The following is a 25,226-nucleotide window of genomic DNA, read 5'->3' as shown; positions in this document are numbered from 1 at the left end:
CCTTCAACCTGTGCCGGCCCCGCTCCCGTTGCCCCCATTGCCACCACCAGCTGGGGGTGCTCGACAATATCCCGCTGCTGAGCTGGCTCTGGCTCAGGGGCCGTTGCCGCTACTGCCAGGCCCCCATCGCCAGGCGCTATCCGCTGGTGGAGCTGGCCTCGGCGGCCCTGGCCGGGCTGGCCCTGTGGCGCTTCGGCGCCAGCCCCCAGCTGCTGGCGGCCCTGGTGTTCAGCTGGGTGCTGCTGTGCATGACCCTGATCGACGTGGATCACCTGCTGCTGCCCGACAACCTCACCCTGCCGCTGCTGTGGCTGGGACTGCTGCTCAATATCAATGCCCTCTTCGTGCCGCTGGCCAGCGCCGTGCTCGGTGCCGCCTTCGGCTACGGCATACTGTGGAGCCTGTACTGGCTGTTTAAGCTCGTCACCGGCAAGGAGGGCATGGGCTACGGCGACTTCAAGCTGCTGGCGGCCATCGGCGCCTGGTTCGGCTGGCAGAGCCTGCTGCCGGTGCTGCTGCTGGCATCCGCCGCCGGCGCGGCCCTGGGCCTGGGGCTGATGGCCCTGCGCCGACTGGGCGAAGACAGGGTGCTGCCCTTCGGCCCGGCGCTGGCCCTGGGCGGCTGGATTTACCTGCTCTGGGGGCAACCACTGATGCGGATTTACTGGGGAGTGGCGCTGTGAGCTATGTGGTGGGACTGACCGGCGGCATCGGCAGCGGCAAGAGTACCGTGGCCAGTCTGTTCGCCGAACTGGGCGTGGAGGTGATAGACGCGGATATCATCGCCCGCGAGGTGGTGGCACCCGGGGAACCGGCGCTGGCGGCCATTGCCACGCACTTTGGCCAGGAGGTCCTGGACAGCCAGGGCCGCCTCGACCGCCGCGTCCTGCGCGAGCGGGTATTCTCCCACCCCGGGCAGAAAGACTGGCTCAATGCCCTGCTGCACCCCCTGATCCGGGAGCGCATGATCGCCGCCTGCGCCGCCGCCCGTCCGCCCTACTGCCTGCTGGTGGTGCCACTGCTGGTGGAAAACGGCCTGACCACCCTTTGCCAACGGGTACTGGTGGTGGATGTCTCCCCCGAGCAGCAACTGGCCCGCACCGTCAAACGCGACCACAGCAGCGAGCAGCAGATCCGCGCCATCATGGCCGCCCAGGCCAGCCGGGAGCAACGTCTGGCCGCAGCCGACGACGTTATCGACAACAACGGCCCCGACCCGGCCCGGCTCAAGGCGGCGGTAGCCGCAATGCACCAAAAATACCTGGCCCTGGCCGCGTCCGGTTAGTCACCCCTCTCCTCGGCCCCATACACAGCCAAGCCCAGGACTTGCCTGGGCTCAGTTGGCAACAGGGCAACCGCCTCAGGCGGTACGGGTGAAGATCAGATCCCAGACCCCGTGGCCCAGGCGATGGCCGCGCTGCTCGAACTTGGTGAGCGGGCGGTAGTCAGGCCGGGGCATATAGTCGCCCTCGGGCGCGGCGTTGGCGTAGCCGGGGGCGGCCTGCATGATTTCCAGCATGTGCTCGGCGTAGTTTTCCCAGTCGGTGGCCATGTGGAATTCGCCGCCGATCCTGAGCCTGCTGCGCACCATCTCAACGAAGGCCGGCTGCACGATGCGCCGCTTGTGGTGGCGCTTCTTGTGCCAGGGATCGGGAAAAAACAGCTGCACCCGATCCAGGCTCTGCTCGGGCAGCATCTGCTCGAACACTTCCACCGCGTCGTGGCACATCACCCGCAGGTTGGTCAGTCCGGCCTCGGCGGCCGCCATCAGGCAGGCGCCCACCCCCGGGGTATGCACCTCAATGCCGATAAAGTCCTGCTCCGGCGCCGCCCTGGCCATCTCCACCAGGGACGCGCCCATGCCGAAGCCGATTTCCAGCACCCGGGGCGCGCTGCGGCCGAACACCGCGTCCAGGTCCAGCAACCGGCCGCTGAATTCCAGCCCCATCACCGGCCACTGCTCGGCCAGGGCCTTCTCCTGGCCCTTGGTCAGGCGGCCTTCCCGGCGCACGAAGCTGCGGATCTTGCGCTTGCGCAGTTCATCCTCGGTTTGAACGGGCGGGTGTTGATCTGTCATCTGCTTTCTCCGGCTGGCTTGGGAAGGCGAATTATCCAAAGTTAGCCCAAAGGTGCAAGGGCAAAAAACGTCAGGCTGCAAGCGGGAAGCGTTCACCAGATATAAAGAAGCCGCCGGTATAAACCGGCGGCTTCTTATGGCCGATGGCCGCGCTCAAAGCACCTGCTGGATAACCCGGCCCAGCCGGCTGATGCCTTCCTCTATGGTGGCTGCATCGGCGCCGGAATAGCTGAAACGGGCGGTGTTGAGAATGTCCGGACGCACATAGAAGGGCCGGCCCGGCACGAAGGCCACGTTTTCCTTGATCGCCAGATTGAACAAGTCCATGGCGCTCAGGTGCTGCGGCAGCTTCAGCCACAGGAACATGCCGCCCTCGGGCCGGGTGAAATCCAGCCCCGGGCAGTGGCGCAGCAGCGCCTGCTCCATGGCCTTTTTCTGCTGGCCGTAGACGGTGCGGATGCGATCGATATGGGCGTCCAGGCTGTTGTCCTGCAGGTAGCTGTACAGCACCTGCTGCACGAAGCCGTTGGTGTGCAGGTCGGATGCCTGCTTGGCGATGGTGATCTTCTGACGCAGCCAATCCGGCACCACCATCCAGCCCAGGCGGAAGGAAGGCACCACCACCTTGGAGAAGGAGCCAAGCAGCACCACGTTTTCGGGTGCCAGCTTGGCGATGGGCGGCAGGTGCTCGCCTTCGAAGCGCAGCTCGCCGTAGGGGTTGTCTTCCACCATCAGCACATTGTGCCGGATCAGCCGCTCGGCCACCGCCCGGCGTTTTTCCAGGCTGTAGCTCAGGCCCGACGGGTTCTGGAAGTTGGTCACCCCGTACATCAGCCGGGCATGGTTGGGCTCGGCCAGCAGGGCATCCAGCTCGGCCAGATCCGGGCCGTCGTCGTTGAGGGAAACGCCACGGAAGTTGGGCTGGTAGACCGACAGCGCCTGGATGGCCCCCAGGTAGCCCGGCTCCTCGATGATCAGATCCGAGCCCTCGTCCACCAGCACCTTGCCGATCAGATCCAGCGCCTGCTGGGAGCCGTTGGTGATCAGTATGTTATCCGGCGACACCTGCAGGCCGTGCTGGGTGCGGTAGCGCTCGGCGATGTACTCGCGCAGCGGGCCGAAGCCCTCGGTGGCGGCGTATTGCAGCGCGCCGTTGCCCTTGTTCCGCAGCACCTTGGCCGTGGCCACTTCCAGCTCCTCGCTCGGGAAGAAGTCGGGGTTGGGCAGGCCGCCGGCGAAGGAGATCACCTCCGGATTGACGGCGACTTTGAGGATTTCACGGATGAAGGAAGGCTCTACCTTGGCAAAGCGCTGGGCAAAAAAGGGCTGCATAGGGGTCTCTCTGATTACGGGCACGGCGGGCACCAACAAAACCCTTCTTTTGTATCAGAAAACATTGGAATAACAAACCACAAACAACAGCTGTGTCTCGCGGGTTTGCACTGGCCCCGACGCTGTGCTCTGATCTCCCCATTCGAATCGACTTTCCGACCACAGTGAACACAGCCTCCTTCGCCGAACGCATACTGGCCTGGTATCAACAACATGGCCGCAAGAGCCTGCCCTGGCAGCAGCACAAGACCCCCTACCGGGTATGGGTATCCGAGATCATGCTGCAGCAGACCCAGGTCGCCACCGTCATCCCCTACTATGAGCGCTTTATGGCCCGCTTTCCCGACGTGGTCAGCCTGGCCGACGCCGGGCAGGACGAGGTGCTGCATCACTGGACCGGGCTCGGCTACTACGCCCGGGCCCGCAACCTGCACAGGGCGGCCCAGGTGATCCGCGATCACTACCAGGGGCGCTTTCCCGAACGCTTCGAAGAGGTGCTGGGCCTGCCGGGGATAGGCCGCTCCACCGCCGGGGCCGTGCTGTCCCTGTCCCTGGGTCAGCATCACGGCATCCTCGACGGCAACGTCAAGCGGGTGTTGAGCCGCTGGCTGGCCCAGGAAGGCTGGCCCGGCAAGAAAGAGGTGGAAAACGCCCTCTGGCAGCAGGTGGAGCGGCTCACGCCCAGAGCGGGGGTAAGCCAATACAACCAGGCGATGATGGATATCGGCGCCACCATCTGCACCCGCAGCAAACCCAGGTGCGAGCAGTGCCCGGTGCGGGACGATTGCCGGGGGCTGGCGCTGGGCACGCCCGCCGCCTTTCCCCACGGCAAGCCGAAGAAGAGGGTGCAGCCGGAAAAACGGGCCAGCTTCCTGCTGCTCAAGTGCCAGCAGCAGATCCTGCTGGTGCAACGCCCACCCCAGGGACTCTGGGGCGGGCTTTACTGCTTTCCCGAGTTCAGGGACCAGGACGAGCTCAAGTCCTGGCTAACACGCTATCCCCAGGCCGGCGAGCCCCGGCCCCTGCCCGGCTTTCGCCATACCTTCAGCCACTTCCACCTGGATATCGAGCCCTGGCTGGTGGAATTGCCCCGCTTGCCGGCCGAGGTCATGGCGGGGGATGAACGTCTTTGGTATAACTTGCAGCAACCCGCCTCGGTAGGCCTGGCTGCCGCCACCAAAAAACTGCTGGCCTACCCGCAACTGCAAGAGAGGAAAAACTTATGAGCCGTACTATTTTTTGCCAGCGTTTACAGAAAGAGGCCGAAGGCCTGGATTTCCAGCTTTATCCGGGGGAGCTCGGCAAGCGCATCTACGATCACATCTCCAAGGAGGCCTGGGCCGACTGGCAGAAGAAGCAGACCATGCTGATCAACGAGAAGAAGCTCAACATGATGAATGCCGAGCACCGCCAGTTGCTGGAGCAGGAGATGGTCGCCTATCTGTTCGAGGGCGCCGACGTGAAAATCGAGGGTTACACCCCCCCTTCCGCGGAGTAAATCGCCGCTTTGTTCAAGGCTTGAGCGAACGCGTTCGGGCCTTCCAAAAAGCGGTTGACTTGCCCTGGCCAATCCTATTTAATGGCGCCCCGTTGCCCAGATAGCTCAGTCGGTAGAGCAGGGGATTGAAAATCCCCGTGTCGGTGGTTCGATTCCGCCTCTGGGCACCATTTTCAGGTGCTCTTTTAATTAAGACTCCCAGCCCAGATAGCTCAGTCGGTAGAGCAGGGGATTGAAAATCCCCGTGTCGGTGGTTCGATTCCGCCTCTGGGCACCATTTTCAGGTGTTCTTTTAATTAAGACTCCCAGCCCAGATAGCTCAGTCGGTAGAGCAGGGGATTGAAAATCCCCGTGTCGGTGGTTCGATTCCGCCTCTGGGCACCATATTGATAGCCAGTGCAGCAAAGGATTGAAAATCCCCGCTCTGGTCCCTGGCCGGGCGCGGTCGATTCCGCCTCTGGGCGCCATATTCAAGCACTATCAGAGTAGCCGGCATAGCTCAGTTGGTAGAGCAACTGACTTGTAATCAGTAGGTCGAGGGTTCGACTCCTTCTGCCGGCACCATCCCAACCAGCCAGAGCGCTGGTTTTTTTGTGCCCTTTTCCAGCCCCGCCTGGCATGACGATGGATCCTCTCCCCAGAGGCCAATGGTCGTCGTTCCCAGCACCCGGGCTTCATACCCGCCCCGGCGCCCTTGCGCCAGGGCAGAAATCTTGCTAGTGATAAGCCATTGCAATATGCAACAAGCCGGCGAGTCACTTACCTTGAACACTCTTTTCAGTCGTCAATACTCCCACCACATAATACTGGTGGTGATCGCCGCGCTGGGCATCTACCTGTCCCTGAGTGCCTACTCCAGGGGAAGCGCACTCCAGGAACAGCTCCGGCACAAGGAATTCGAACGCCTGGCCCAGGTGCAGGCACTGCGGGCACAACAATTCATCGACAACGCCAGGGGGCTGCTGAATGCCTTCAGGGGGCTGTTTATCGCCTCGGAAGAACTGACGCGCGAAGAATATCATCGCTTCGTCACTTCGGTAATCGCCTCCTATCCCGAAATCACCGCGGTGCACTGGGCCCCCCGCGTTCCCCATGCCCGGCGTGCCATGGTAGAAGCCGAGTTGGCCGCCGAGGGACTCGCCCCCATGGGCATCTTCGATACCACCCCTGACGCGGATGACATGCACAGGGCCCCCGAACGGGAGCTGTACTTCCCCATCCTCTTTGCCGCGCCCGAAAGGCTCAACAGTTCCGTGGCCGGCCTCGATGCCCTGAACCGCCCCCACAGCGCCCCGGTTGTCCGGCAGGTACTCAGCCGGGGCCAGCAGGCCAGCAGCCCCCCCTTCCATATAGTGCAGGATCCACAGGGCCCCCTGGCCATCGCCATCTACCAGCCCCTATATGCCCTGCCCGGAGTGCCGGAGTCCAAGGAAGTACAGGGATTGGTTATTCTGATGCTGCGACCGGAGATCTTGCTGCGAGAGCTGATCGAGGATGGAGAGTTGAACAGCGGGCTGCGTCTGCTGGATGTAACCGAGGAGCCGGCCAGATCCATCTATCCCGGCTCGGCCTCCCCCTCCGCGGCCGGCCCCGGCGAGCTCGCCTTTCCGCTCGAGCTGCCGGGCCGCAGCTGGCAGCTTGTCCTGTCACCTTCTGAACAGTTCCTCGGTGCATCTCGCAGCCGGCAGCCGCTGTGGCTGATGGTCGTCTCGCTCCTGCTCACCGCCGTGCTGATGGCCTTTGTCGCCAGGTCCCTGCGCGATGCCAGGATGCTGGCCCAGGCCAACACCAGCCTGCTGCTACGTCAGCAAGAGCTGGACGCACTGGCCTACTACGACACACTCACCAGCCTGCCCAACCGCTCCCTGCTGGTCGATCGGGTAAACCAGGCCCTCTTCGCCGATCAACGCCGAGGCAGTTTTTCCGCCATCGGCCTGCTCGATCTGGACGGATTCAAAGAGGTCAATGACAGCCTGGGCCACCAGGCGGGAGATGAGGTGCTGGCCCGGTTGGCCAGGCGGATGACCAGGGTGCTGAGAAGCACCGATACCCTGGCGCGGATAGGCGGCGACGAGTTCGTCGTGCTGCTGCCGGGGCTGCGCGGCAGAGAGCTGGCCGAGCAGATCCTGCAGCGACTGCTGGACGAGATAGCACGCCCCGTCGTCCTGGAGCGGGGCGACCGGGTCGGCCTCTCCGCCAGCATCGGCATGGTACTGCCCTGTGACGCCGGGCAGGAGCTGGAAACCTGGCTCGGCCAGGCGGATCGGGCCATGTACCGGGCCAAGCACGCCGGCAAGGGCCACTATGTGATAGTGCCGCCTCAGGGATCTGGTCTCTTATGGCCCTGAAGCAAAACATGCGCACCGCCGGGCCGCCCCCCGCCAAGGGCTCAACCAGATATATTCATACCGATAAATAGCCGTTCCGGATGGTAGATCACTACCGGCAGCGACTGGGTTCCGCTAAGCAGACCCTCCGCGCCGGGGGGCTTTGTTAAAGTTCGATGAAAGCGCTTCTGCTCACAAAAATACCTGTTGACCCCCATCTGGTAACGGGTTAGAGTGACCCCAGCTCGAAGAATACGGCTATATTTATGTTCTTGTTACGAAGTTCCTAGTAGTACCTCGTCCTGTATTTCATAAGTTAAACCGGTATTTTTCTAAGCTATTTACAATGCAAGTTTGTTACAGGATTTAGGTATGTCTAATATCGTTAAAGGTAAAGTAAAGTTCTTCAATGAATCCAAAGGATTCGGTTTCATCGAGCAAGAACAAGGTCCTGACGTGTTCGTACACTTCAGCGCCATCCAGACCCAGGGTTTCAAAACTCTGTCTGAAGGCCAAGCAGTACAGTTCACTGTAGCTCAAGGCCAGAAAGGTCCTCAGGCTGAGAACGTAGTTCCTCTGTAAGAGCCTACCTCACCAAGAATTCCTAAGCCGTGCCTCCGGGCGCGGCTTTTTTATTTATCCCGCCCCTGATTTTTATTGACCCTGCGGTTATAATTGCTCCTTTTTTCCGCAAAGGAACAGATTACATGACCCAAAGCCCCGTCATCAGCCTGGTTCTGCTGCTGCTTCCCCTGATCCTGTTCGGCCCCATGGGCATCGACATCTACCTGCCGGCCATGCCGCAGATGGCGATATCCCTCGGGGTGAGTGCCGCCGACATCCAGCTCAGCCTGTCGGTATTCATGCTGGCGGTAGGACTGGGACAACTGGTGTTCGGCCCCCTGGTGGACAACAAGGGCCGGCGTCCCGTGGCCCTCTGTGCCATCGGCCTGTTTTTCACCGGCTCCCTGGTGAGTGCCCTGGCGGCTGAACTGCCCCTGCTGTTGCTGGGGCGCCTGATCCAGGGACTGGGAGCCTGCGGCACCTCGGTGGTGGTCTTCGCGGTGGTGCGCGACAAGCTCGACGCCGGCGACAGCGCCCGGGCCTATTCCTACCTCAACGGCGCCCTCTGCCTGGCCCCGGCGCTGGCGCCGGTACTGGGCGCCTGGCTGACCCTGAGTTTCGGCTGGCAGGCCAACTGCCTGTTCCTGGCCCTGTTCGCCACCCTGGCCCTGGTGCTGGTGATGGCTCGCCTGCGGGAAAGCCGCCCCGCCCATACCCGCCACCAGCCGTTGCTCTCCCCCCACGCCTACCAGGCGGTGTGGCGGCACCGGGCCTTTCGGGTCTATGTGCTGACCTGTGTCGCCGCCATGGGCAGCATCCTCACCTATGTGACCTTCGCCCCGCTGATCCTGATGGTGCAACTGGGGCTGAGCGAGGCCCAGTTTGCCCTGGCCTTCGGCGCCAACGCCCTGGTGGTGATGGCGGCCAGTTTTTCCGCTCCCAGGCTGAGCCGGCGCCTGGGCCGCCACCGGGTGGTCAAGCGAGGCGCCCTCTGTCTGCTCGGCGGCGGCCTCGCCATGCTGCTCTGGCTGCCTTCGGCCCCCTCCGTCTGGTCCTTTATGCTGCCGGTGGCGCTCTGCTCGGTGGGCTTTTCATTGGTGCTGGGCGCAGCGGCGGCTTCCGCCATGGCGCCCTTCGCGGACCGGGCAGGCCGGGCCGCCGCCCTGCTCGGCTGCCTGCAGATGGCCGGCGCCGCCACCGCCTCCTACCTGGCGTCGCTCCTGCCGTTGTCGCCGGGTGAGGCCTGCGCCCTCACCATCATGCTGCTGGCCGCCCTGGCCCTGCTCAGCCTGAACCGCCTGCCCAGGGAGCAACGACGGCTGGCCGACGCGGATGCCTAGAGCACCACGATAGTTTAAAAATCAGGCAGCCAGGCTCTGCGTAGCTGCCGGTTTGTGCCGCTGTAACCGTCACTGTAGGTGCCGCTTTAGCCGGCACAAACCGGCGCCCAATTTCCATACCCCACGCCGTTGGCAGGTTTGCGCCACGTAAACGGGCGCCTACAGGTAAGATATCGCCGTCGCACTGCTCACGTTTTAAGTTGCTGCCCTGTTATGGGATTAATGTGAGCTTTACTTTGACAAGGCGGGCATTCATTAAGCACAATCAAGATTGCAAAATAACAAACAGGACTGCCTACATGACTGCCCAATCATCTAATCCCCAATCGCTGCAGCAAGCCTTCTCATTGGGTAACGGACAGGATGCGGCACTGAACTGGTTGCGCAAGAATCAGACTCATTGCGCCATCTTCCTCACCAATGGCATCAAGCTGGAAGGGATGATCAGTGCCTTTGACCAATACAGCATTTTGCTGTCCGACCCCCGCGGTCAGCAGCAACTGATTTACAAAGCCAAGATTTCCACCATCTCCCCGGCGACCCGCCGGCCGCCGCGCACCGGGGTCATCATCAACAAGCCCCGCCGCCCCCGCTACGACAGCCATCACGATCACCACAACCATCGTGACGACCAGCACCACGATCACCAGGACGACGATCAGGGCGAACAGCGCTAAGTCAGTTGGCAAACAGGGTCAGCCCAGCAGGGGCCGGCCCTCCACCACCATCACGCAAGCCATGCCCGCCGCCTCCGCCGCCTGCCGGCCGATGGGCGTGTCCTCGAACACCAGGCAATGGCCGGGGTTCAGCCCCAGCTCCCGGGCGGCCAGCAAATAGGTGTCCGGATTCGGTTTGTGCAGATTCACGTCGTCGGCGGTGATCACCACCGGAAAATAGTCCCGCAGCCCGGTATTGAGCAGCACCCGCTCGGCATTGACCCGCGAAGAGCCGGTGCCGATGGCCATGGGCTTGTCCGCGTATTGCTCCAGCAGGGCCAGCATGGCCGGGAAGGGCCGGGCCTCGGGCAACAGCTGCTGATAGTGGCCGTTTTTCACCGCCACCACCCGGTCGCCGTCGAGGCGGAGCCCCTGCTCGCCGTTGATGAGGTCCACTATCTTGCGGCTGGGCACGCCGCCCAGATCGTACAGCCAGCCGGCGTCGTAGCCGAAACCGAACTCCCGCGCCGCCAGCTCCCAGGACGCCAGGTGCAGGGGCATGGTGTCGACCAGGGTGCCATCAAGGTCAAAAATCAAGCCATCAAAGTGTTGCGGATGCATCTGTGCCACCAAAAAACAAGATGGCCGCTCGCGCGGCCATAAGGGTTAAATCAGTTCCAGCTCTTTCATCACCTGGCGGATACGCGCCTTGGTGCTCTCCTGCAGCGGCACCACCGGGATCCGGCAGGCTTCGCTGGCCATCCCCAGCAACGACAGGCCGTATTTGGGACAGGCCGGGTTGGGCTCGGCGAACATCGCCTGGTGCAGCGGCAACAGCCTGTCCTGCAGGGCGCGGGCTTCCTCCCACTTGCCGGCCAGGGTCAGCTCCTGCAACTGGGCGCAGAGCCGGGGGGCGACGTTGGCGGTAACCGAGATGCAGCCCTGGCCGCCGGCCACGTTATAGGAGACGGCGGTGCCGTCCTCGCCGGACAGCCAGGCGAAGGGCTTCTTGATCAGTTGCCGCTCGGCCCAGGGACGCGCCAGATCGCCGGTAGCGTCCTTTACCCCGGCGATACGCGGCAGCTCGGCGATGCGCGCCATGGTCTGGGGGCTGATGTCCACCACCGCCCGCGGCGGAATGTTGTACACGATGATCGGCAGTTCGGTGGCATCGTGCAACATCCGGAAGTGGGCGTAGAGCCCTTCCTGGTTGGGCCTGTTGTAATAGCCGGCCACATGCAGGGTGGCGTCGGCCCCCACCTGCTGGGCGTAGTTGCTGTATTCAATCGCCTCCACCGGGTTATTGGAGCCCGCGCCGGCGATCACCGGCACCCGGCCCGCCGCCTGCTCTGCCACTATCTCGATCACGCGGCAGTGTTCGTCATGGCTCAGGGTCGGACTTTCCCCGGTGGTGCCCACCGGCACAATGCCGTGAGTACCCTCCTCGATGTGCCAGTCGACCAGGCGGCGCAGGGCAGCCTCGTCGAGACGGTCACCGTCAAAGGGGGTCAGCAGGGCAACTAAAGAACCGCGAAACATGGAAACTCCTTCTCCTGGCTAGAGGATTGAAAAATTTGGATTAAAAAACCCCGGTCGCTGCTGCGTAACCGGGGTTTGAGAACTGCTCGTCTTGATGAGGATCTGGCGTCGGTCACGCAATAGGGGTCGCCGCTTTTCGCTTGAGCGGTTTGGCCGGTTTGCGTTTAACGATAAAAACCATGACTTGCACCTAAAAAGACCTTGAACTGCATCTTTTGCTAATGCCCGGCAAATGTCAAGGGGGGTGGCGCCATGTATAATGTCCAATTCCCTTATTTGTTGCGGAGCCCGAGATGTTTGAGGCCTTGACCCCGGTCGGCGAGATGCTGACCCGTAATCTGGACACCCTGAGCCGCCAGCCGCTGCTGATCTGCGGCCTGCTGGAAGACAACCTGCCCGGGCTGCTGGCCGAGGCCGGCAACGCCCCGCGGGTGTTCACCACGGATTTTCGCTATTTCCTGTGGCTTGAAGGCAAAAATGACGTCAAGGTCGAATTCGGCAGTCAGCCCGGACCCGGGCCCGCCGCCGGCCTGCTGCTGCTGATGCCCAAGGCCAAGGCTGAGGCCGACTACCTGCTGGCGGCCTGCCTGCCGCTGCTCGCGCCCGGTGCGCCCGTCTTTATCGCCGGCGACAACAAGGGCGGGGTCAAGGCCGCGCCCAAGCTGCTGGCCCCCTACTGCGACCAGGTGAACAAGCTCGACAGCGCCCGGCGCGCCAGCCTCTATCAGGCCCAACTGGTCCGCCCGGCCCCCCCCTTCCGGCTGGCCGACTGGGTGAGCCGCTATTCCCTGCCGGAAGAACAGCTGACCGTCTGCACCCTGCCCGGGGTGTTCAGCGCCGGACATCTCGACAACGGCTCCCGGCTGCTGCTGGACAGCGTCGGCGAACTGCACGGCCGGGTGCTCGACTTCGGCTGCGGCGCCGGCGTCATCGGCGCCAGCCTGTTGCGGCGCCATCCGGGGATCCAGCTTGAGATGATCGACATCAATGCCCTGGCGCTGGAGGCCAGCCGGCTGACCCTGGCGGAAAACGGGCTGGAGGCCGAGGTGTACGCCTCCGACGGCCTGGCCCAGGTCGACGGCCGCTTCGACCATATCATCACCAATCCGCCCTTCCATGCGGGCCTCAAGACCTTCTACCACACCACCGAGACCCTGCTCGCCCGGGCGGTCGACTATCTCAAGCCGGGGGGCGAACTCATCCTGGTGGCCAACGCCTTTCTGCCCTATCCCGAGCTTATCGAGCAAAGCTTCGGTCATTGCGACACCCTGGCCGCCACCGGCAAGTTCAGGATCTACCGGGCCCGACGCTGAATTATCACGCAAACCCGGCGTTTTTTGAGCAACCGGCCACCAAGGCCGGTTTTTTTTAATTTTTCCCGGAAAAAGCGTATTGACGGCCGATAAAAAATCTATAGAATTCGCAGTCCTCAGCACGGGCGAGGGTGGCGGAATTGGTAGACGCGCTAGCTTCAGGTGTTAGTGTCCTTCGGACGTGGGGGTTCAAGTCCCCCCCTTCGCACCACGACTGAGTAAACAGGATGACGGCCTCATCTAAAACAGCCGGACAATTCGGGTATGCGAGGGTGGCGGAATTGGTAGACGCGCTAGCTTCAGGTGTTAGTGTCCTTCGGACGTGGGGGTTCAAGTCCCCCCCTTCGCACCAAACCGCTCAGGTTTGGCAACCCTGCCCGAAATTCAGGATGGTGGCTCATCTAAAACAGCCGGACAATCAGGTATGCGAGGGTGGCGGAATTGGTAGACGCGCTAGCTTCAGGTGTTAGTGTCCTTCGGACGTGGGGGTTCAAGTCCCCCCCTTCGCACCAAGATTGTTGTTACAGCACATAACCACACCGTACTTTTTGCCATTGCACCGACGTCGTTTGGTGTTTTTTCGTTTCCGGCTCTCCCTCCCCTTGTCTTTGTCACCGATTCGTCGGATGATGCCCGCATGTTGTTAATATATCGTTAATGGAGCGTCGCCTTGCCCTGGCTCAGTGCCCTCGCCCTGCTGCTGTATCTCGGCCTGCTTTGCTCGCCGCCGGCCCCGGTCGTGGCCGCGCCCTCGCTGCTGGCGGCGGAGCAGCATGCCCAGGTGGTCAATCCGCCGGCCGGGCAGGTCCTGTTCCTGCAGGAGCAGGAAGGAAGCGATGATCCGGAGCCGGCACTGCCTTTCCAAAGCCACAGGCAACCCTGGCCCTGGCTGGCACAGCAGTTGCCTGTGGCGCCAGCGACCCCGCCTTATTTCCTTACCGAACACCAGGTACGCGGCCCCCCGCTTTCCGTTCCCAACCCCAGACACCGGGATCAGCCAGCCTGATCCGCCTTTATCTTTGATTGTCTGTGGCCCTTTCCCTGAAAGGGTCGAGGAGGAACGACATGAAAACACTGCACCTGTACGCCGTTGAACACCGCGATCACCTGGTCCAGCCCGGGGATATGCCCGATCTGCAGCTGGACTCTCCTGCCCTTGGCCTGCTGAACGATTTCAAGCAGAACCCGCCCACCATGATAGACGCCGACACCCGGGCGGCCGACGTGCTGGAAATGATGCACCACGACCACACCCGGCTGAAGCTGGTGGTGGACTCGCAGGAAGAACTGCTTGGCCTGATCCAGCTCGATCAGTTGAGCGGTCAGGCCTTCGTACAGCGCGTCGCCAACGGCGACAGCCGCGACGAGATACTGGTCACCGATCTGATGTGTCCGAGGGACAAGCTCAGGGCGCTGGATTATCAGCAGTTGCAGCAAAGCACCATCGCCGACGTGATCCATGCCCTGCAATCCAATGGCGAGCGCCACTGCCTGGTCATCGACCGGGGTTCGCACCATATCCGGGGGCTGATCTCGGCGCGGGACATCGCGCAGCGACTGGGAATGCAGCTCGACATCCGCAGGGCACCCACCTTCCTCAACATCTTCGATTCGCTCTCATCCTGAGCACGGCGGCGGCCCCGGCCGCCGCTCCCTTCCGCCTGCACCGCGGGAAGAATGTGCCCGACCATAAGGTGACATCGGCCCGGTCGCTGTATTACCATGCAGCCTCACCCCGCCGTGCCCGGGTGCATGGCCCCGTCAAGATCACCCTTTTTGGTTTCGAGATATAAAAACAGATGAGTAACGGATTCGCCCAGTTGCAGGCCCGCTTTTTGCGTTTGCGCAGCAACAAGCTGTTCGAAGGCTTCGTGATCAGCGTCATCGTGCTGTCCGCCCTGGTGGTGGGCGCCAAGACCTACGACAACGTCAGCCGCTTCGAGCACATACTGGCGGTGCTGGATGCCGCCGTCACCCTGTTCTTCCTGGTGGAGATCGCCATCCGCATGGCCGCCGAGCCCAGGTTCAGGGACTTTTTCAAATCCGGCTGGAACATCTTCGATCTGGTGATAGTGCTGGCCAGCATCATCCCCATCGACAGCAGCGAGACGGTACTGATCGCCCGCCTGCTGCGGGTATTCCGCGCCCTGCGGCTGGTGTCCATGATCCCCGAACTGCGGGTGCTGCTCAATGCCCTGGTGGTCTCGATACCGCGCATGGGCTATGTGGCGCTGCTGATGTTCATCATCTTCTACATCTACGCGGCCGTCGGCAGCTTTATCTTCGAAGGCGTCGACGACTTCCTGTGGGGCAATATCAGCCTGGCGATGCTGACCCTGTTCCGCATCGCCACCTTCGAGGACTGGACCGACGTGATGTACGACACCATGGAGCTGTATCCCTACAGCTGGATCTACTACGTCACCTTTATCTTCCTCACCGCTTTCATCTTCCTCAACATGATGATCGGCATAGTGCTGGAGGTGATGCAGAGCGAAAGCGAGAAGTTCAAGGCGGAAAACGGCGAGGATCCGGCCCAGGAGCAGCAGGCACTGCAACAGGAGCTGGCCCGGATGCGGGAACAGCTGAACCGGATGGAAGCCCTGCTGCAGGAGCAGAGCAAAAAAGCCTGAGCCGGAGCGGGCAGCGGCCCGCTTCCCGCCTCAGGCGCCCAGCAGCAGTCCCAGGGCCAGCCCCAGGCCAGCCAGGCCGCCCACCGGCAGCCAGTACCAGTGCCGGCTGACCGAGGGCATGGCCAGCACCAGGGTGAACAGGGCGAAGCCCGCGCTCAGCCAGAGGGTAAGGCCCGATGCGGGCACCCACCACACCACCGTCAACCATGCCAGTACCAATAACACGACCATAAGCGCCTCCTTTGTCGAGTTATTGATAATAGTTATCATTTGATAATTTGCAAGGTTTTCTTCACCGCCGCCTCAGCAGGGCCACGGTTTCCACGTGCATGGTGTGGGGGAACATGTCCACCGGCGTGGCCTGTGCCAGCCCGAAGCCGTGCTTGCTGAGCCAGGCCAGATCCCGGGCCAGGCTCTTGGGATTGCAGGACACATATACCAGCCGCTCGGGCTTCATCTCGGCCAGGGTCTCGAGCAGCGCCCGGTCGCAGCCCTTGCGCGGCGGATCCACCACCACCGCATCCGCCCTGAGTCCCTGCCGGTAGAGCCCGGGCACCACCGTCTCCGCCGCCCCCAGGTGAAACTCCACGTTGGCCAGGCCATTGCGCCCGGCGTTGGCGCGGGCGTCGGCAATCGCCTCCGGCACCAGCTCCACACCGATCACCCGATGCGCTTGCCGGGCCATAAAGAAGGCGATGGTGCCGATGCCACAGTAGAGGTCGAACACCGTCTCATGGCCCTTGAGATCGGCCTGGCGCAACGCCTCCCGGTAGAGCACCTCGGTCTGGCGCGGGTTGACCTGGTAGAAGGACAGGGGCGAGATGGCGAATTCCAGGCCGTCCAGGCTGTCGGAAATGGCCTCCTTGCCCCAAAGCAGCCGGTTGTCCGGCCCCAGCACCCGGTTGCCGCCGTCGCCGTTGATATTGAGCACCAGGCTGGCCAGGCCGGGCAACGACTCGAGCCCGGCCACCAGCAGTGCCAGGGCATCGTCGGCCGGCGCTGTCGCCACCACCAGCACCACCATCAGCTCGCCGCTGTTCACCCCGTTGCGTACCATGATATGGCGCACCACTCCCTCCCCTGTCGCCTCGTTATAGGCGGGTTGGGCCGTGCCGCGCATCCAGTCCCGCACCCGCCTTACCACTTCGGCGGTTTCCGGTGCCTGCACCCGGCATTGCTCTACCTCCACCAGCTGGTGGCTGTGCTTGGCGTAAAAGCCGATAAAGGGACCGGGCTGCACCGCGTACTGGGCCTTGTTGCGGTAATGAAAGGGATCGTCCATGCCCAGGGTTTGGGCCACCGGACAGTCCAGCCCTTGGGCCTTGAGGGCATCCAGCAGCAACTGGCGCTTGAGTTCGAGCTGGGCCTGGTAATCCATCACCCGCACCTGACAGCCGCCACAGGCGGTGTAGGGACAGAAATCCTCGCGCCGGCAGGCCGCCGCCTGCACCAGCCGCACCAGCCGGCCGTGGCAGAAGTTGGGCTTGACCAGGGTCAGCCGTACCTCGGCCTGCTCTCCCGGCAGCACACCCTCGACATAGAGCGGCCGCCCGCCCAGGGTGGCAATGCCATCCCCCTTGTCGGTAAGGCTGTGGACGGAAACGGTAACCTGCTGGCCGGGTTTTAACATGGGACTGCACTCTGAAAATTGACGCTGGCTGTCAGCTTAGCAAAAACAAAAAAACCCAGCCTATGCTGGGTTTAAGTGGTAGCAGTGGCCGGACTCGAACCGGCACGCCCGAAGGCAAGTGATTTTGAATCACTCATGTCTACCAATTCCATCACACTGCCACTTTGGTAGGCTCACCAGGGTGAGCGGCTTGCATTATACGTATCCGCCCAGGCCCCGCAAGCGGATTCTGAAGGCTGGCCGGATGATTGCGCATTAATTGCCCGCACAGGCAACGGTTACCACCGCCGCCGCTTTTGCTAGAATGCAGCCACTTTTTGGCAAAACGGGTGATATGCGGTGGTTTCTTCTTATGTAGGGCTGCCCAGGGCGGGCGTGATGCGTCGCCTGGGGGCCTGGCTGTATGACGTGCTGGTGGTGGCGGCGCTGTTGATGGTGGCCGGCTTTGCCGGTTTCGGCCTGACCCAACTGGCCCTGGCCCTGGGCTGGATCGGGCTGGGCCAGCACGATGACACCGCCGCCCTGCTCGGCGCCAGCCGGCTGTACAGCCTCTACCTGCTGGCGGTGGTGCTGGGCTTTTATTGCTGGTTCTGGCATACCAGCGGCCAGACCATCGGCATGCGCGCCTGGCGCCTGCGGGTGCAGAACACCGACGGCAGCCGCCTGAGCATCACCCAAGCCCTGATGCGGGCCGTCAGCGCCCTGCTGGGGCTGGGCAATTTCTGGGTCTGGCTCAACCCGGGCACCAAACTTGCGCTGCAGGACAGGATCGCCGACTGCGAGGTGGTGGTGCTGACCAAGGAGCAGAACCGGCAGCTGTTGAGCCGGGATTGATAGGTACGTGAGGAGTGAGGGGTGAGGCGGAAGGAGTGAGGGGTGAGGCGGAGTCCCCACGCCTATCCCCTCTCCCCTCACGCCTAGGCCCGGCGATTCAGCAAAAAAAGCGCCACCCCGATAAACAGCAGGCTGGGCCCCAGGGCACCGATCGCCGGCGGCACCGCGTAGACCAGGCTGATGGGGCCGAACACCTCGTTGGCTACATAAAAGCCGAAGCCGAACAAAATGCCCATCAGCAGGCGGGCGCCCATGGTCACGCTGCGCAGGGCGCCGAACACGAAGGACGACGCCAGCAGCATCATGGCCACCACCATCACCGGTTGCAGCGCCTTGCGCCAGAACTCCAGGGCGTAGCGACTGCCGTCCTGGCCGTTTTCCTCCAGGTAGGCCCGGTATTCCCACAGGCCGCGCATCGACAGCTCATCCGGATCGATGGACACCACCCCCAGCTTCTCCGGGGTCAGGCTGGAACGCCAGGCCAACGCCGGCTCCCGCTCGGTGGTAATGGCCACCCCGTGGTTGAACAGGGTATGGGTGACGTTGAGCAGTTGCCACTGGTCGTCCCCGTATTCGGCCTGCGCCGCCTGGGTGATACGGCTGAGCTTCATGTCCTCGTCGAAATAATAGAGGGTGACATTGCTCAGGGTGCCGTCGCGCCGGGCCTGGCCGATATTGATATAGGCCTCGGCATCCTTGGCCCAGACCCCGTGTACCGACAACACCACCTGGCCGTTGGAGCGGGACTGGGTGCGCAGGTCATCCGCCGCCAGCTTGGCCACCGGCGCCACGTATTCCCCCACCAGCATGATCAGCAGCATCAAGGGCAGCGCCGTCTTCAGGGCGCTGGTCACGATGTTGAAGCGGGAGCTGCCGGAGGCCTGCATCACCACCAGCTCGCTCGAGCTGGCCAGCTGTCCCAGGCCGATAAGGCCCCCCAGCAGGGCGGCGATGGGGAAAAACAGCACGATTTCCTTGGGCATGGACAGCAGCACGTAGTAGAAGGCCGCCAGCAGGGTATAGCTGCCCTCGCCCACGCTGCGCAATTGCTCCACGTAACGGATGATGGCGGACAACCCCACCAGGACCAGTTCGCACAACAGGATGGACATCAGCACGGTGCGGCCGATGTAACGGTCGAGAATACTGAACATCAGGCGGTTTTGCTCCCTTTGAGTTTTTCCCGGATCCGGTTCCACCAGGCCGTTTCCAGCAGGTTGAGGGGCAACGCCACCAGCAACAGGAACAGCAGCGGCACCGTATAGAGCCCGGGATAGAGCGGCAGGCTACCCGCCTCCACCGCCGAGCGGGCGGCGCTTTGCAGCAGGAAATAGGCGAGGTAGAGCAGGATGGCCGGCAGCAGCTTGGCGTAGCGGCCCTGGCGCGGATTCACCACCGCCAGCGGTACCACCATCAGGGTCAGCACCAGGGCCGACAGGGGCATGGCCAGGCGCCATTGCAGTTCGGTCTGGTCCCGCAACTCGCCGGACCGCCACAAGGCGGCACTGGAGCTGGCCGCCGCCTTGTGCTCCGAGGCGGTCACCTCGGCGGGGCGGATATAGGCGCTGTATTCCTCGAATTCGGCCACGTCGAACTGGCGGTTGCCGGGGCTGCCGCTGTAGCGCCGCCCTTCCTCCAGGGTCAGCCACTGGCCGCCGTTGCGCTCATGGATGCGTCCGCCGTCGGCCACCACCACGCTCGGCGCCTGCTGGGACTGGCCCCGTTGCACCACGAACAGCCGGTTAAGCCGGTCGCCGGCGCTGTCCGGCTTGAGTTCCTCCACGTAGGCCACGATGCGGCCGCCGTCCAGGCTCATAAAGCGGGCCTCGCGCAATACCGCAAAGCCCGGATCCGACTGCACCTGGTCACGGATCTGGTAGATCTGCTCCCTGGACCAGGGATTGAGCCAGAGCGAGTTGACCAGGGACACGCCCATCCAGAACAGGGCGAGGATCAGGGTGGCCCGCATGATCTTGCCCGGCCCCATCCCCACCGCCTTCATCACCGTCATTTCACTCTCGGCATAGAGCCGGCCATGGGCGAACAGCACCCCGATAAAGAGGCTCACCGGCAGCATCAGGGTCGCCATTTCCGGCATGTTGAGCAGCAGCAGCCGGCCCACCAGGGCACCGGGGATCTTGCCGCTGGCCGCCTCGCCCAGCACCTCGATAAAATTCTGGCTGATAAAGATAAGCAGCAAGACGAACAACACGGCCAGTTGTGTCTTCAGGGTTTCCCGAAACAAATAGCGGAATGCAATCACCGTCAATCCCAGTGTAAACTTGTCTTTTTTAATGGAAACGCTTAACAATAAGCGTAAAATCACGATTTTCGTATATTAAGTACGCGAAGATCGGCGCCTTGGCGATGGCCATCATTATCGTTCATCTGGCGCCCATTGTCTTCAGGCTGTAGGAGAATCCATGGAGTTCAGTGTCAAAAGCGGTAGCCCCGAAAAACAGCGCAGCGCCTGCATAGTGGTAGGTGTCTTCGAACCCCGCCGGCTGTCGCCGGTGGCCGAGCAGCTGGACAAGATCAGCGACGGTTACCTCAGTTCCCTGCTGCGCCGGGGCGATCTGGAAGGCAAGGCCGGCCAGATGCTGCTGCTGCACCAGGTGCCCGGTGTGCTGGGCGAACGGGTGCTGCTGGTGGGCTGCGGCAAGGAGCGCGAGCTGGACGAACGCCAGTACAAGCAGATCATCAGAAAGACCATCAGCACCCTGAACGAGACCGGCTCCATGGAGGCGGTGTGCTTCCTCACCGAGCTGCACGTCAAGGGCCGCGACACCTACTGGAAGGTCCGCCAGGCGGTGGAAACCACCCAGGCCTGCCTCTACAGCTTCGACCAGTTCAAGACCAACAAGGCCGAGCCGCGCCGCCCGCTGCGCAAGCTGGTGTTCAATGTGCCCACGCGACGGGAGCTGACCATAGGCGAGCGCGCCATCCAGCACGGCCTGGCCGTGTCCAAGGGCGTGCGCATCTGCCGGGACGTGGCCAACATGCCGCCCAATGTGTGCAACCCGGCCTACCTGGCCTCCCAGGCACGCCAGCTGGCCGACGCCTACGACAACATCAGCACCCGGGTGATCGGCGAGGAAGAAATGGCCGAGCTGGGCATGAACGCCTACCTGGCGGTGGCCCGCGGCTCCCACAACGAAGCCATGATGTCGGTGATCGAATACAAGGGCAACCCGGACCCGGGTGCCCGCCCCATCGCCCTGGTGGGCAAGGGCCTGACCTTCGACGCCGGCGGCATCTCGCTCAAGCCGGCCGACGGCATGGACGAAATGAAGTACGACATGGGCGGCGCCGCCGCGGTGCTGGGTACCATGCACGCCCTGGCCGAACTGCAGTTGCCGGTCAACGTGGTGGCGGTGCTGGCCGGCTGCGAGAACATGCCCGACGGCAACGCCTATCGCCCCGGCGACATCCTCACCACCATGTCCGGCCAGACGGTGGAGATCCTCAACACCGACGCCGAAGGCCGTCTGGTGCTGTGCGACGCCCTGACCTTTATCGAGCGCTTCGAACCGGAAGCGGTGGTGGACGTGGCCACCCTCACCGGCGCCTGCATCATCGCCCTGGGCCACCACACCTCGGGGCTGCTGGCCAACCACAACCCCCTGGCCCACGAGCTGCTCAACGCCTCCGAACAGGCCGGCGACCGGGCCTGGCGCCTGCCCATGGGCGACGAGTACCAGGAGCAGCTGGAAAGCCCCTTCGCCGACATGGCCAACATCGGCGGCCGGCCGGCGGGTACCATCACCGCCGCCTGCTTCCTCAGCCGCTTCACCAAGAAGTACAACTGGGCGCACCTGGACGTGGCCGGCACCGCCTGGAAGAGCGGCAAGGAGAAGGGCGCCACCGGCCGACCGGTGCCGCTGCTGACCCAGTTTCTGTTGAACCGCTCCGGCGTCAACAACGCCGAAGAATGAACATGAACCGGGGCTGTTTCTACCTGCTGCCTGACCATGCCGACGCCACCTTTCTGGAGCGGCTGGTGTGCCGGCTCGCCACCGACTGCTACCGCCAGGGAGAGGGAGTGTTCATCCACACCGCCGACCAGGCCCAGGCCGAAGCCCTGGACGAGCGGCTGTGGCAGCAGGAGCCGGACAGCTTCGTGGCCCACAACCTGCAAGGCGAAGGCCCGCGCCAGGGGGCGCCGGTGGTGATCAGCCCGCAGGCGCCTCACGGCGCCAGGCCGGTGCTGATCAACCTGGCGCCCCAGGCCCCGGCCTTCGCCCGGCGTTTCAGCCGGCTGTATGACTTCGTGCCATCCGACGAGGCCGGCAAGCAGCAGGCCCGTGAACGCTTTAAAGCCTATCGTCAGGCCGGGGTCGAACTGACCACCGAACCTGCACCATCCCAAACTGAAGACGCATAACACCATGGAAAAGACGTTTAATCCCAGCGCCATCGAACAGGCCCTGTACCAGCAATGGGAAAGCAAGGGCTACTTCAAGGCCCACGGCGACACCAGCAAAGATGCCTACAGCATCATGATACCGCCGCCCAACGTGACCGGCAGCCTGCACATGGGCCACGCCTTCCAGGACTCCATCATGGACACCCTGATCCGCTACCAGCGCATGCAGGGCAAGAACACCCTGTGGCAGGTGGGCACCGACCACGCCGGCATCGCCACCCAGATGGTGGTGGAGCGCAAGATCGCCGCCGAAGAGGGCAAGAGCCGCCACGACTACGGCCGCGACGCCTTTATCGACAAGATCTGGGCGTGGAAGAAGGAATCCGGCGGCACCATCACCCGCCAGTTGCGCCGCCTGGGCGCCTCGGTGGACTGGGATCGCGAGCGCTTCACCATGGACGAAGGCCTGTCCAACGCGGTGAAGGAAGTGTTCGTGCGCCTGTACGAGGACGACCTCATCTACCGCGGCAAGCGGCTGGTGAACTGGGATCCCAAGCTGCACACCGCCATCTCCGATCTGGAGGTGGAAAACCGCGAGATGAAGGGCCACATGTGGCACTTCCGCTACCCCCTGGCCGACGGCGTCAAGACCGCCGACGGCAAGGATTACCTGGTGGTGGCCACCACCCGGCCCGAGACCATGCTGGGCGACACCGCGGTGGCGGTAAACCCGGAGGATCCGCGCTATAAGGATCTGATCGGCAAGGACATCATCCTGCCCATCGTCAACCGCCGTATCCCCATAGTGGGCGACGAACACGCCGACATGGAAAAGGGCACCGGCTGCGTCAAGATCACCCCGGCCCACGACTTCAACGACTACGAGGTGGGCAAGCGCCACGGCCTGCCGATGATCAACGTGCTCACCCTCAACGCCGAGATCCGCGACCAGGCCGAGGTGTTCACCACCAAGGGCGAGCCGTCCGACGCCTACGGCGCCGAGCTGCCCGCAGCCTTCCGCGGCTTGGACCGCTTTGAGGCCCGCACCGCCGTGGTGACCGAGCTGGAACAACTGGGCCTGCTCGACGGGGTCAAGGATCACGAGCTGACCGTGCCCTACGGCGACCGGGGCGGCGTGGTGATCGAGCCCATGCTTACCGATCAGTGGTACGTACGCGCCGCGCCCCTGGCCAAGGTGGCCACCCAGGCGGTGGAGGACGGCGACATCCAGTTCGTGCCCAAGCAGTACGAAAACATGTATTTCTCCTGGATGCGCGACATCCAGGACTGGTGCATCTCCCGCCAGCTGTGGTGGGGCCACCGCATCCCCGCCTGGTACGACGACAACGGCCAGGTCTACGTGGGCCGGGACGAGGCCGAGGTGCGCGCCACCCATCACCTTGGCGATGACGTCAGTCTGCGCCAGGACGAAGACGTGCTCGACACCTGGTTCAGCTCGGCGCTGTGGACCTTCTCCACCCTGGGCTGGCCGGAGCGGACCCCGGAGCTCGAGACCTTCCACCCCTCCAGCGTGCTGGTCACCGGCTTCGACATCATCTTCTTCTGGGTGGCGCGCATGATCATGATGACCATGCACTTCATCAAGGACGAGAACGGCAAGCCCCAGGTGCCGTTCAAGACCGTCTACGTCACCGGCCTTATCCGCGACGAGAACGGCGACAAGATGTCCAAGTCCAAGGGCAACGTGCTGGACCCGCTCGACATGATCGACGGCATCGATCTGGAGTCGCTGGTGGCCAAGCGCACCGGCAACATGATGCAGCCCCAGCTGGCCGCCAAGATCGAGAAGAACACCCGCAGGGAGTTCCCCGAGGGCATCGAGCCCCACGGCACCGACGCCCTGCGCTTCACCCTGTGCGCCATGGCCTCCACCGGCCGGGACATCAACTGGGACATGAAGCGCCTGGACGGCTACCGCAACTTCTGCAACAAGCTGTGGAACGCCTCCCGCTACGTGCTGATGAACACCGAGCAGCAGGACTGCGGCCAGAGCGGCGGCGAACTGCAGTACTCCCTGGCGGATCGCTGGATCCAGGCCCAGCTGCAGGCCACCATCCGGGACGTGCGCGCCGCGCTCGACGGCTACCGCTTCGACCGGGCCGCCAACGCGCTCTACGAGTTTATCTGGAACCAGTTCTGCGACTGGTACCTGGAGCTGACCAAGCCGGTGCTGTGGCACGGTTCCGAGGCCGAGCAGCGCGCTACCCGCAAGACCCTGATCGAGGTGCTGGAAACCCTGCTGCGCCTGGCCCACCCCATGATCCCCTTTATCACCGAGGAGATCTGGCAGCGGGTGGCCCCGCTCGCCGGCCGCGCCGGCGACAGCATCATGCTGGCCGCCTACCCGCAAGCCGATGCGGCGCTGGAAGACGAGCAGGCGATGGCGGATCTGGAGTGGGTGAAGCGCTTTATCGTGTCCATCCGCAACCTGCGCGCCGAGATGAACATCCCCCCCGGCCAGGGGCTGAACGTGCTGCTGCGCCCGGCCGGGGACGACGCCCGCCGCGCCACCGACAACGACGCCTTCCTCAGGGCCATGGCCAAGCTCGACAGCATCACCCTGCTGGCCGCCGATGAAGAAGCACCGGTGTCCACCAAGCAGTTGATCGGCGACACCGAGCTGCTGCTACCGATGGCGGGACTTATCGACAAGGACGCGGAGCTTTCACGCCTGCAGAAGGAGCTCGACAAGGTCGGCGGTGAAATCAAGCGGCTGGAAGGCAAGCTGAACAACCAGGGCTTCGTCGCCAAGGCCCCCGCCGAGGTGGTGGCCAAGGAGCAGGAGAAGCTGGCCGACTACCAGGCCACCCTGGCCAAGCTGCAGGCCCAGCGCGAGCAGATAGCGAGCCTCTGATTACCTCACCCTGGACCATAAAGCGCCCGCCGATGGGCGCTTTTTATTTGGCCCGATACACTTAGGGTCTGGATCCCTGCCGCGGAGCCGCCTTATGCGCCTCGTCCATCTCAGCCTGCTGGCCCTGCTGCTGACCGCCTGTGGCGGCCCGGCGAGCACGGCCCCCCTCCGGTCCGGCACCACCATGGCGCCCCTATCCCCGCCGGCTACCGGGCTGTCCGGCCCCGGCGTGCTCACCCAGG

At 63.5% G+C, this 25,226-nt stretch carries 24 protein-coding genes and 8 tRNA genes; 23 read left to right on the top strand and 9 right to left on the bottom strand.

Features of this window, described 5'->3' with window-relative positions; genetic code table 11:
• A partial coding sequence (locus CGX12_RS12330; protein ID WP_094040176.1) for a prepilin peptidase occupies window positions 1-683 on the top strand: 683 nt, incomplete at its 5' end.
• Window positions 680-1,285, top strand: a complete 606-nt coding sequence (gene coaE / locus CGX12_RS12325) for a dephospho-CoA kinase (RefSeq protein WP_094040175.1) — start codon at window positions 680-682, stop codon at window positions 1,283-1,285. The genes CGX12_RS12330 and coaE, both read left to right, overlap by 4 nt.
• A gap of 75 nt (window positions 1,286-1,360) precedes the next feature.
• On the opposite strand, the gene trmB is transcribed toward coaE, so the two are convergent.
• On the bottom strand, window positions 1,361-2,077 hold the full coding sequence (trmB, locus tag CGX12_RS12320) for a tRNA (guanosine(46)-N7)-methyltransferase TrmB (protein ID WP_094040174.1): 717 nt from the start codon (window positions 2,075-2,077) through the stop codon (window positions 1,361-1,363).
• A 153-nt stretch (window positions 2,078-2,230) separates the two neighbouring features.
• Window positions 2,231-3,409 (bottom strand): aminotransferase-like domain-containing protein, encoded by a 1,179-nt coding sequence (locus tag CGX12_RS12315; RefSeq protein WP_094040173.1) that lies wholly within the window; start codon window positions 3,407-3,409, stop codon window positions 2,231-2,233.
• A 164-nt stretch (window positions 3,410-3,573) separates the two neighbouring features.
• Between CGX12_RS12315 and mutY the strand changes: the two genes are divergently transcribed.
• The 10 genes from mutY (at window position 3,574) to hfq (ending at window position 9,815) form a co-directional block, all read left to right on the top strand.
• On the top strand, window positions 3,574-4,635 hold the full coding sequence (mutY, locus tag CGX12_RS12310) for an A/G-specific adenine glycosylase (protein WP_094040172.1): 1,062 nt from the start codon (window positions 3,574-3,576) through the stop codon (window positions 4,633-4,635).
• Window positions 4,632-4,907, top strand: coding sequence for an oxidative damage protection protein (locus CGX12_RS12305; RefSeq protein WP_094040171.1), 276 nt, complete (start codon window positions 4,632-4,634; stop codon window positions 4,905-4,907). The genes mutY and CGX12_RS12305 overlap by 4 nt, the downstream gene beginning before the upstream one ends.
• Window positions 4,908-5,001: 94 nt before the next feature.
• Window positions 5,002-5,077, top strand: a tRNA-Phe gene (locus tag CGX12_RS12300).
• Between the two features lie 31 nt (window positions 5,078-5,108).
• Window positions 5,109-5,184 (top strand) — tRNA-Phe (locus tag CGX12_RS12295).
• Between the two features lie 31 nt (window positions 5,185-5,215).
• A tRNA-Phe gene (locus tag CGX12_RS12290) sits at window positions 5,216-5,291 on the top strand.
• 104 nt (window positions 5,292-5,395) lie between these two features.
• Window positions 5,396-5,471: transfer RNA gene (locus CGX12_RS12285), tRNA-Thr, on the top strand.
• A gap of 200 nt (window positions 5,472-5,671) precedes the next feature.
• On the top strand, window positions 5,672-7,255 hold the full coding sequence (locus CGX12_RS12280) for a diguanylate cyclase domain-containing protein (RefSeq protein ID WP_176442056.1): 1,584 nt from the start codon (window positions 5,672-5,674) through the stop codon (window positions 7,253-7,255).
• 351 nt (window positions 7,256-7,606) lie between these two features.
• Window positions 7,607-7,816 (top strand): cold-shock protein, encoded by a 210-nt coding sequence (locus CGX12_RS12275; RefSeq protein WP_094040169.1) that lies wholly within the window; start codon window positions 7,607-7,609, stop codon window positions 7,814-7,816.
• A gap of 125 nt (window positions 7,817-7,941) precedes the next feature.
• Window positions 7,942-9,138, top strand: a complete 1,197-nt coding sequence (locus CGX12_RS12270; protein ID WP_094040168.1) for a multidrug effflux MFS transporter — start codon at window positions 7,942-7,944, stop codon at window positions 9,136-9,138.
• A gap of 299 nt (window positions 9,139-9,437) precedes the next feature.
• Window positions 9,438-9,815, top strand: a complete 378-nt coding sequence (hfq, locus tag CGX12_RS12265) for an RNA chaperone Hfq (RefSeq protein ID WP_094040167.1) — start codon at window positions 9,438-9,440, stop codon at window positions 9,813-9,815.
• 18 nt (window positions 9,816-9,833) lie between these two features.
• On the opposite strand, the gene CGX12_RS12260 is transcribed toward hfq, so the two are convergent.
• Complete coding sequence (locus tag CGX12_RS12260) at window positions 9,834-10,415, bottom strand: HAD family hydrolase (protein ID WP_094040166.1); 582 nt, start codon at window positions 10,413-10,415, stop codon at window positions 9,834-9,836.
• A 45-nt stretch (window positions 10,416-10,460) separates the two neighbouring features.
• Entirely contained in the window at window positions 10,461-11,333 is an 873-nt protein-coding gene (dapA, locus tag CGX12_RS12255; protein ID WP_094040165.1) for a 4-hydroxy-tetrahydrodipicolinate synthase, read from the bottom strand.
• A 293-nt stretch (window positions 11,334-11,626) separates the two neighbouring features.
• On the opposite strand from dapA, the gene rsmC reads away from it, so the two are divergent.
• The 7 genes from rsmC to CGX12_RS12220 all read left to right on the top strand — a co-directional run bounded on the left by rsmC (window position 11,627) and on the right by CGX12_RS12220 (window position 15,279).
• Window positions 11,627-12,646 carry a 16S rRNA (guanine(1207)-N(2))-methyltransferase RsmC gene (gene rsmC / locus CGX12_RS12250; RefSeq protein WP_094040164.1) on the top strand — a complete coding sequence of 340 codons (1,020 nt, stop codon included), beginning with the start codon at window positions 11,627-11,629 and terminating at the stop codon, window positions 12,644-12,646.
• A gap of 125 nt (window positions 12,647-12,771) precedes the next feature.
• Window positions 12,772-12,857 (top strand) — tRNA-Leu (locus tag CGX12_RS12245).
• Between the two features lie 55 nt (window positions 12,858-12,912).
• A tRNA-Leu gene (locus CGX12_RS12240) sits at window positions 12,913-12,998 on the top strand.
• A 74-nt stretch (window positions 12,999-13,072) separates the two neighbouring features.
• Window positions 13,073-13,158 (top strand) — tRNA-Leu (locus CGX12_RS12235).
• A 158-nt stretch (window positions 13,159-13,316) separates the two neighbouring features.
• A complete protein-coding gene (locus tag CGX12_RS12230) occupies window positions 13,317-13,652 on the top strand; it encodes a hypothetical protein (RefSeq protein ID WP_094040163.1) in 336 nt (111 codons plus the stop codon).
• 59 nt (window positions 13,653-13,711) lie between these two features.
• Window positions 13,712-14,272, top strand: coding sequence for a CBS domain-containing protein (locus CGX12_RS12225; protein WP_094040162.1), 561 nt, complete (start codon window positions 13,712-13,714; stop codon window positions 14,270-14,272).
• A gap of 173 nt (window positions 14,273-14,445) precedes the next feature.
• On the top strand, window positions 14,446-15,279 hold the full coding sequence (locus CGX12_RS12220) for an ion transporter (protein ID WP_094040161.1): 834 nt from the start codon (window positions 14,446-14,448) through the stop codon (window positions 15,277-15,279).
• Between the two features lie 30 nt (window positions 15,280-15,309).
• On the opposite strand, the gene CGX12_RS12215 is transcribed toward CGX12_RS12220, so the two are convergent.
• The 3 genes from CGX12_RS12215 to CGX12_RS12205 all read right to left on the bottom strand — a co-directional run bounded on the left by CGX12_RS12215 (window position 15,310) and on the right by CGX12_RS12205 (window position 17,070).
• Window positions 15,310-15,510 (bottom strand): hypothetical protein, encoded by a 201-nt coding sequence (locus tag CGX12_RS12215; protein WP_094040160.1) that lies wholly within the window; start codon window positions 15,508-15,510, stop codon window positions 15,310-15,312.
• A 61-nt stretch (window positions 15,511-15,571) separates the two neighbouring features.
• Complete coding sequence (gene rlmD / locus CGX12_RS12210) at window positions 15,572-16,909, bottom strand: 23S rRNA (uracil(1939)-C(5))-methyltransferase RlmD (RefSeq protein ID WP_094040159.1); 1,338 nt, start codon at window positions 16,907-16,909, stop codon at window positions 15,572-15,574.
• A gap of 76 nt (window positions 16,910-16,985) precedes the next feature.
• Window positions 16,986-17,070 (bottom strand) — tRNA-Leu (locus CGX12_RS12205).
• Between the two features lie 178 nt (window positions 17,071-17,248).
• Between CGX12_RS12205 and CGX12_RS12200 the strand changes: the two genes are divergently transcribed.
• The gene (locus tag CGX12_RS12200) at window positions 17,249-17,743 is read left to right on the top strand and encodes an RDD family protein (RefSeq protein ID WP_094040158.1); all 495 of its coding nucleotides are present in this window, start codon (window positions 17,249-17,251) and stop codon (window positions 17,741-17,743) included.
• Window positions 17,744-17,826: 83 nt separating this feature from the next.
• Here CGX12_RS12200 and lptG read toward each other — a convergent pair whose 3' ends face one another.
• Together lptG and lptF are read right to left on the bottom strand one after the other, a co-directional pair.
• Window positions 17,827-18,897, bottom strand: a complete 1,071-nt coding sequence (lptG, locus tag CGX12_RS12195; protein ID WP_094040157.1) for an LPS export ABC transporter permease LptG — start codon at window positions 18,895-18,897, stop codon at window positions 17,827-17,829.
• The gene (lptF, locus tag CGX12_RS12190; protein ID WP_176442055.1) at window positions 18,897-20,012 is read right to left on the bottom strand and encodes an LPS export ABC transporter permease LptF; all 1,116 of its coding nucleotides are present in this window, start codon (window positions 20,010-20,012) and stop codon (window positions 18,897-18,899) included. Before lptF ends, lptG begins: the two co-directional genes overlap by 1 nt.
• A 154-nt stretch (window positions 20,013-20,166) precedes the next feature.
• Here lptF and pepA point away from each other — a divergent pair, with 154 nt between their 5' ends.
• The 3 genes from pepA to CGX12_RS12175 are packed head-to-tail and all read left to right on the top strand — an operon-like array spanning window position 20,167 to window position 24,984.
• Complete coding sequence (gene pepA / locus CGX12_RS12185) at window positions 20,167-21,678, top strand: leucyl aminopeptidase (RefSeq protein WP_094040155.1); 1,512 nt, start codon at window positions 20,167-20,169, stop codon at window positions 21,676-21,678.
• Between the two features lie 2 nt (window positions 21,679-21,680).
• Window positions 21,681-22,127 (top strand): DNA polymerase III subunit chi, encoded by a 447-nt coding sequence (locus CGX12_RS12180; protein ID WP_094040154.1) that lies wholly within the window; start codon window positions 21,681-21,683, stop codon window positions 22,125-22,127.
• A gap of 4 nt (window positions 22,128-22,131) precedes the next feature.
• Window positions 22,132-24,984, top strand: coding sequence for a valine--tRNA ligase (locus CGX12_RS12175; RefSeq protein WP_094040153.1), 2,853 nt, complete (start codon window positions 22,132-22,134; stop codon window positions 24,982-24,984).
• Window positions 24,985-25,226 lie beyond the last annotated feature (242 nt).

Source organism: Zobellella denitrificans (assembly GCF_002237365.1).
GTDB classification, from domain to species: domain Bacteria; phylum Pseudomonadota; class Gammaproteobacteria; order Enterobacterales; family Aeromonadaceae; genus Oceanimonas; species Oceanimonas denitrificans.
This window is presented reverse-complemented; position numbering and strand designations above follow the sequence as displayed.

Excerpts from the sequence above, each read along its gene's own strand:
- dapA (WP_094040165.1), bottom strand. The coding sequence starts at position 11,333 with ATGTTTCGCGGTTCTTTAGTTGCCCTGCTGACCCCCTTTGACGGTGAC.
- CGX12_RS12270 (WP_094040168.1), top strand. The coding sequence starts at position 7,942 with ATGACCCAAAGCCCCGTCATCAGCCTGGTTCTGCTGCTGCTTCCCCTG.
- rlmD (WP_094040159.1), bottom strand. The coding sequence starts at position 16,909 with ATGTTAAAACCCGGCCAGCAGGTTACCGTTTCCGTCCACAGCCTTACC.
- CGX12_RS12305 (WP_094040171.1), top strand. The coding sequence starts at position 4,632 with ATGAGCCGTACTATTTTTTGCCAGCGTTTACAGAAAGAGGCCGAAGGC.
- trmB (WP_094040174.1), bottom strand. The coding sequence starts at position 2,077 with ATGACAGATCAACACCCGCCCGTTCAAACCGAGGATGAACTGCGCAAG.
- rsmC (WP_094040164.1), top strand. The coding sequence starts at position 11,627 with ATGTTTGAGGCCTTGACCCCGGTCGGCGAGATGCTGACCCGTAATCTG.
- CGX12_RS12215 (WP_094040160.1), bottom strand. The coding sequence starts at position 15,510 with ATGGTCGTGTTATTGGTACTGGCATGGTTGACGGTGGTGTGGTGGGTG.
- lptG (WP_094040157.1), bottom strand. The coding sequence starts at position 18,897 with ATGTTCAGTATTCTCGACCGTTACATCGGCCGCACCGTGCTGATGTCC.
- hfq (WP_094040167.1), top strand. The coding sequence starts at position 9,438 with ATGACTGCCCAATCATCTAATCCCCAATCGCTGCAGCAAGCCTTCTCA.
- CGX12_RS12315 (WP_094040173.1), bottom strand. The coding sequence starts at position 3,409 with ATGCAGCCCTTTTTTGCCCAGCGCTTTGCCAAGGTAGAGCCTTCCTTC.
- CGX12_RS12275 (WP_094040169.1), top strand. The coding sequence starts at position 7,607 with ATGTCTAATATCGTTAAAGGTAAAGTAAAGTTCTTCAATGAATCCAAA.
- CGX12_RS12260 (WP_094040166.1), bottom strand. The coding sequence starts at position 10,415 with ATGCATCCGCAACACTTTGATGGCTTGATTTTTGACCTTGATGGCACC.
- pepA (WP_094040155.1), top strand. The coding sequence starts at position 20,167 with ATGGAGTTCAGTGTCAAAAGCGGTAGCCCCGAAAAACAGCGCAGCGCC.
- CGX12_RS12180 (WP_094040154.1), top strand. The coding sequence starts at position 21,681 with ATGAACCGGGGCTGTTTCTACCTGCTGCCTGACCATGCCGACGCCACC.
- CGX12_RS12175 (WP_094040153.1), top strand. The coding sequence starts at position 22,132 with ATGGAAAAGACGTTTAATCCCAGCGCCATCGAACAGGCCCTGTACCAG.
- CGX12_RS12220 (WP_094040161.1), top strand. The coding sequence starts at position 14,446 with ATGAGTAACGGATTCGCCCAGTTGCAGGCCCGCTTTTTGCGTTTGCGC.
- CGX12_RS12225 (WP_094040162.1), top strand. The coding sequence starts at position 13,712 with ATGAAAACACTGCACCTGTACGCCGTTGAACACCGCGATCACCTGGTC.